Consider the following 5,687-nt stretch of genomic DNA (forward strand, 5'->3'; position numbering starts at 1 on the left):
TTGGCCGTCTCGTGGTCGTCCTGGTGAACGCGCTGTTCGGCCAGACGCGTCTCGTACTGCTCGAGCGTCTCGCCCGGCCGCCGACTGAGGTTCAGGCGAGCCTCCTCGCCCATCTGGGTCGCACACCGCTCGTCGTGGTGCTCCCGGTGATCGATCAGCGCGTCGGCTTCGTTGACCTCGCGACTCTCAGCCATCTCGCGAGTCACGTTCTTCGTCGACACTTTGTCACGCTCGCCGACGATGTCGGCGACCTCGCCCAGCGAACCCTGGCGAGCGTCGCTGGATTTCCGCAAATCGTCTTTCTTGTACCGCTTCATCTCGTGGCCGTCGCTCGTCCCCGGCCGGTCACCTTCCGGCGCGGGCATCCGAGTGACGGGCTGCTCCTGCACGCCCTGATCCAGGTCGCGCGGATCCACCACGGTCAGTAGTGCGTCTTCTGGGACACTCCGAAGCCCATCGATCGGGATTTCGATGAGCCCGTCTTCGGACAGTCGGAAGAACGTCTCACAGTTGCAGCACTTCACGATACTGTCGTCGTCGTCCCTCCCGTCGATGGTCAGGGCCTCGTGTAGCGTGAAGCCGGTACCGCCTTCGAAGAACGGTTTGTCGTCGTTCCAGGGGACAACGCGGCCTGGCTGGAGGCAGGTCGTCGGCTGGACAAACTGTCGCTGGTCGCAGTATGGGCAGCTATGCTCGTGGTTTTTGTTTTCGGAACTCATGGTTCGCTCCTGTCGCGGGCGAAAAATGCAGTGCGGCGACGGGTCAGTCTTCGAGTGCGTTCTTGATCCAGGCCCCGGGGACGATCTTGGGAAGTGCTGATGAAGCCGTCCGCTGGACGAGTGGCGACGACGATGCATCCGGATCGCTGGGATTCTCCGGTGACGTTGGGCCTAGATCGATTGCTGGCGCTCCTGGGAGGAAGTCAATGGCGACGGCCTCGAGTGCTGTGGCTGAGTGTCTCGGCGCTAACCCCGAGGCTGTTCACAGTCACAAAATTAAACACAGTTGATAGACCAGTGATGAATAATGAATAACCAATCCAGAAGGGACGTGCTCAAACGGCTCGGTGAAGGGGCCCTGGCAGTCACCGGGCTTGGAACCGTACAGGAGATAGAGGTTTCAGAAACTCTTCCTGGACTGGCCCAATCGTCTGTAGACGCACAAACTGCATCGACGACTGGCGGGCAGTTTATGGGCGACTCCATGAACACCGGGTATCTGGGAGCGGGAATAACACCCACAGGAGTCAAAGAAGTACACAGAAAGCCAAGTCAGGACTTCGTCTGGCGTTCGCCAACCGCAAGCAGCCAAGGAGTATTTGCAGCACCTTATGAAGGAAGAGTCGAGGTGCTCGACAACAAAGCTAACATGATTCAGGAGTTTTCTGCAATGGGACGGCCGACCCATCCAATATTCGAAGGAAACATCGTATCATGGGCTGATGGTGAAGCAATCAAAGGATTTGACTATACTACTGGCGAAAAAATAGGAGAAATATCTGTAATTAGTCCAGGAGAGGATATGTTCAAAGCAGGTGGGAGTGCATTTGCGCCGGTAGCTTTCTCTTCAGGAACCGCGATATCAAAGTTTGATCCAACTACTATCAATGCTGAGAGCGGTTTGGGGAGTTATGATGGAGCTTCTCCTAAAACATATTTGACAGAAAATGGAGATTTCATTTATTATGCTGCGGCTGGAAATAGTTCAGGTTTAGCAAAACACAGGGTTTCGGATGATATGATTGTTGAAAGGAACTCTGATTTCGACTCTACGAGTAGGGGTTATTCTATGGATGGAGAGAATATATTCTTATCAGGGGAAAGTAAATTAAAGGTATTTGACACTAATGGTTTAGAGAGATTAGATGAATCGCCTCTTTCAGCAATCGGTGATGTTATTCCTGTACTAGTTCAGGAGGAAAACCAAACTAAGGTATATGTAGGCGACAATAATGGTTTGATGAAAGGTTTCACATTTGATGGAAGCTTGACTGAAGATTGGACTTTTGAGACAGGTGATGGAGTCGTTGAGGCTGTAGGTATGGGTGATGCTATCGTAGCATCGACTAATGGGGACACCTACGGAGTCAATAGACATACTGGCGAACTACTCTGGAGTGTGGAAGATGAAATCGGATCTGAAAGGGGAGGCAGGCTTGGCCTCCCGTACAGTAATTTTCTTCCTCTTGCGGATAAGCGAGGGGGGTTTTCGGTTCTTGAATTTGAGACTGTCAGCGACGGAATTTCCGCACTGCCGTCGAATCTCCAGCGGTTCGATACGAACGGGCAGGCTGGGATTCAAGCCGACGAGATCATCAACGCCATCGTCGCATACAATTCCGGCTCGCAGATCGGCGGCCAACCAGTCAGTGCTACCGATGTGGTCGATCTGATTGTCGAGTATAACAGCTGACTGGCAGCGGCTCAATCCGTTCAGTCGGTCGAAGTCGTCCAACGAACGTCCGTGAGTGTGGCTCGTGAGACTAGACAACAGACTTGATCCACGCCTCGGGGACGATCTCGGGGAGTGCCGACGAGGCCGTCCGTTGGACGAGTGGCGACGACGATGCATCCGGATCGCTGGGATTCTCCGGTGACGTTGGGCCTAGATCGATTGCTGGGGCTCCCGGGAGGGATTGACTGGCGACGGCCTCGAGTGCTGTGATGCTTCCCCGTGTGTCCTCAGAAAATGTTTTCCAGCCCCGGAAGACGACGATCTCTCTCTCTGGCGTGATGAGCGCGTAGACGGCCCATCGGTAGCCGACGACGATCTCCCAGCCATCGCGGTAGGGAACAGTCGCAACGCGGCCGTCCCGCGACGGCATCGAAACCGGTGTGCGGTCTCTGCCGACCTGCCCGACTTGTGTCTCGGACGTATCTGCGCTCTCTTCGGCGGGGGATTCAGTATTCATCGTTCGTTTCCCATTCTGGTGGGAGCGGGCCTTCATAGAGTGGGAGCGATTCGAGGGTCAGCCGCAGGTACAGTGTCTGGAGCGTGCCGTACGGAACGTGTGTAAACTACCCTACCCTACTTCGCTCGGGGGCAATCGCCCCGCTCGCTCGTTGAGGGGAGGGCTTTCGCGTGGACTCCCGTTCTACGCCTCGGATGAGGCGGGAAGATCGTACTCTCCACTCACGTTCAACGTCCCGCGATTCAAGCGCACGTCTACAGGTGCGCCTCCGTCGTCTGCGTTTTGCCGACGCCGGAGATACTGAAGGCCGATGTTCTTGGAAGCGTTGTAGTCGGCGTGGTTCTGGTAGCCACAGTCCTGACACTCGAAGTCCTCGCCGTGGCGGTTGTCGTCGTGAGTGAATCCACAGGTCGAACACCGCTTTGACGTGTTTCGTGGGTCTACTTGCACGGCTTTGATGCCCTGCTCGCTGGCTTTGTATTCGACGTACTCGTAGAGGCGACGGAACGCCCACAAATGGTGCCACGACGCCTCTGGCACGTTCTCACGAATATCGGTCAGGTCCTCAAACACGATATGCGAACAGTCGTGTTCGACGGCTTCAGCCACGATCTCGTTGGCGACACGATGCAGGAACATCTCGAAGCGTCCGTCCTCTTTCCGCTCGACGCCTGCTATCGCGTCGTGTGCCGCCCGTGTCCCGCACTGTTGGAGGTCGCCACGCCGTTTCTCGTACTCTCGCTTCCAGTGGTTGAACTCGTCTGCCGACCAGAAGCGTCCGGTCGAAGCGACCGCGAGTTGGTTCACACCGAGGTCCACACCGAGGACTGTTCTGTGCCCGGTAGTGGTGTCGGTGTCGTCGCCCTCTTTGAGCATCGACGCATGGAGATACCAGTCGCCGTCACGTGGATGGAGTGTCGCCCGCCGAAACTCGTAGTTCTCGTTGGCGACGTACTTCGTCGGCGGTACGTCGGCGTCGTCGGGAAGAATGTAGTCGCACTCGATGCGCCCGTCCGGTGTTGACAGCGAAACGTGGTCACGGTGGAACGTGGCGCTTCGCTTGTCGTAGATAGCGGTATCTGCCGAGAACGTCGGACGGGACGTATCTTGGTCGTTTTTGAGTCGTTCGACGCCGCTCTTGATTGCTTCGACAGCCTGATGAATCCCTTTCTGGACGAGATTTGCGGTCAACTCCGTGTCCTCGCGTAGCTGGTCGTACAGTGCATCTTCGGCCTTCGCCTTCGATGTGACGTGGTAGCCGTCGTCGCCGTGCCAGCACCACTCGCTCGCGGTGTTGGAACAGTATTTGAATTGCTCGATAGTCTCCCGCAGGTGTGTATCCGCGCCTTTGGGCGCGTCGAGCTTGATAACGGCGGTACGACGGTACTCCACGATATTTTCATATATCTGCCTGTAGTTACTTAATGATTGGGAGTTAGCAGGCAACAGGTTGGCGGCTGATTGATACCGGGTCAGCTTCCTCCCCACCCTACTCGCTTGTGCTTCCGCCGGGGCCGGAAGCCCGGCGCTCCTTGAGGGTGGGGCCTCCGCCTCGAATTAGGTGATGTTGTTGACCGGTTTGGTATTTCGGGCGAGTGCTTCGAGCAAGTCCCCGCCGTGGTTGCCGATGACCTCGAATCCGTCGTAGTGTTCTGCAAAGCCCGCGAGGTGCTAGTAGACTTCTGGGAGGGGGATCATCCCAGCCATCTCGGAGACGCCGACTGCTTCGTGGATGGCGACCGTTGTTGCGGCTTCTCTCATCGCTCCCTGGTCTGGCTTGGAGAGCCGGCGACGGACGAATGCGGCGAGAGCATCGCCCCGTTCGTGGAACGGAAGTTCTCGAATGGCCTGTTTTGGCGTTTGCACTGCGATGCCGCTCTCAGCTGTGTACTCGAAAGTGCCACGTATCACTCGTCCGGTGGCGAGAAATTGGTATGCCTGCTGAAACACACCCCGTGGCAGAGAGATGAGAGTGAGACGGGGGGTAGTAGAGTGTAATGGGGTGAGCAGGGATATACTTAGTTCGGGGGCGGAGCATCGTGTTAATTTTGGCATTGATTCCACCAGACGGCGAAGGCCTGGAGCCACGATTCTGCTGTCGGTGGCTCTACGTTACTGAATGTATTTGAAAACGAAGAGGTGCGTCATTTTACCTCACAAAAGACACGTTCGACGGCATTCCGATTTCCGTGACGCGTTGTCTGAAATCGGAGGCCGAGTCGCTCCAGCGCGGCTTTGAGATGGTGCGCTTTATCGACGAGGAAGGTTACCTGCTCGACCTGTTGTTTCTCGCGAAGTTCACGCAGAAACAGCAGAGTGAGTTGGGTGGTTCTGGTCTGAAACAGTCGCACGTGGAGAAATTTGTTCGTTTCGGGATTTACCGCAGCGTACAGCCAGTGTCGTTCGTTGTTGATCTGAATCACGGTCTCGTCGACCGCAATTTGATTCGGAATTCCGTCACTGGTTGGCTGTAGATCGGCCTTCTGCACCCAGTTATGGATGGCAGTCCAACTCCATTTGACTCCCAACCTCTCAAGATGCTATTTGGTATTCAAGATTGATATTCCAGCAAGATGGAGCTGAATACCCACTTCAACGATCTGCTCGGGTGTCCGCTTGCGCTCCATAAACTCCAAGTCGATCCACTCGGTAGACTCGCTGAGGCGGTCTAATTCGGTCATAGGCATCCGAATCAACGACCGCCTCACTCCTAACTTAACACGATCAATTACCCCATACAAAGCTTGAACCGACGAGAACGAACGTTATTGCTCGC

The 5,687-nt window shown here is 55.8% G+C and carries 5 protein-coding genes and 1 pseudogene; 1 reads left to right on the forward strand and 5 read right to left on the reverse strand.

Annotation, left to right across the window (positions count from 1 at the left end):
- A partial coding sequence (locus BMX17_RS24400) for a hypothetical protein (protein WP_139203763.1) occupies positions 1 to 719 on the reverse strand: 719 nt, incomplete at its 3' end.
- 307 nt (positions 720 to 1,026) lie between these two features.
- On the opposite strand from BMX17_RS24400, the gene BMX17_RS25670 reads away from it, so the two are divergent.
- Entirely contained in the window at positions 1,027 to 2,412 is a 1,386-nt protein-coding gene (locus BMX17_RS25670; RefSeq protein ID WP_139203765.1) for a hypothetical protein, read from the forward strand.
- Between the two features lie 70 nt (positions 2,413 to 2,482).
- On the opposite strand, the gene BMX17_RS24410 is transcribed toward BMX17_RS25670, so the two are convergent.
- From BMX17_RS24410 to BMX17_RS24425, 4 genes and pseudogenes are all read right to left on the reverse strand, one after another.
- Positions 2,483 to 2,911, reverse strand: a complete 429-nt coding sequence (locus BMX17_RS24410; RefSeq protein WP_139203767.1) for a hypothetical protein — start codon at positions 2,909 to 2,911, stop codon at positions 2,483 to 2,485.
- Positions 2,912 to 3,094: 183 nt separating this feature from the next.
- On the reverse strand, positions 3,095 to 4,303 hold the full coding sequence (locus BMX17_RS24415) for an RNA-guided endonuclease InsQ/TnpB family protein (RefSeq protein ID WP_092665138.1): 1,209 nt from the start codon (positions 4,301 to 4,303) through the stop codon (positions 3,095 to 3,097).
- 279 nt (positions 4,304 to 4,582) lie between these two features.
- Positions 4,583 to 4,777, reverse strand: coding sequence for a hypothetical protein (locus BMX17_RS25675; protein ID WP_139203769.1), 195 nt, complete (start codon positions 4,775 to 4,777; stop codon positions 4,583 to 4,585).
- Positions 4,778 to 4,953: 176 nt separating this feature from the next.
- A pseudogene (locus BMX17_RS24425) lies at positions 4,954 to 5,592 on the reverse strand (IS6 family transposase).
- Between the last annotated feature and the right edge of the window lie 95 nt (positions 5,593 to 5,687).

The sequence above is a fragment of the Halorientalis persicus genome, from assembly GCF_900110215.1.
GTDB lineage: Archaea > Halobacteriota > Halobacteria > Halobacteriales > Haloarculaceae > Halorientalis > Halorientalis persica.

What these genes read in the sequence shown, in the direction of transcription:
- BMX17_RS25670 (WP_139203765.1), top strand. Translation starts at nt 1,027, where the DNA reads ATGAATAACCAATCCAGAAGGGACGTGCTCAAACGGCTCGGTGAAGGG.
- BMX17_RS24410 (WP_139203767.1), bottom strand. Translation starts at nt 2,911, where the DNA reads ATGAATACTGAATCCCCCGCCGAAGAGAGCGCAGATACGTCCGAGACA.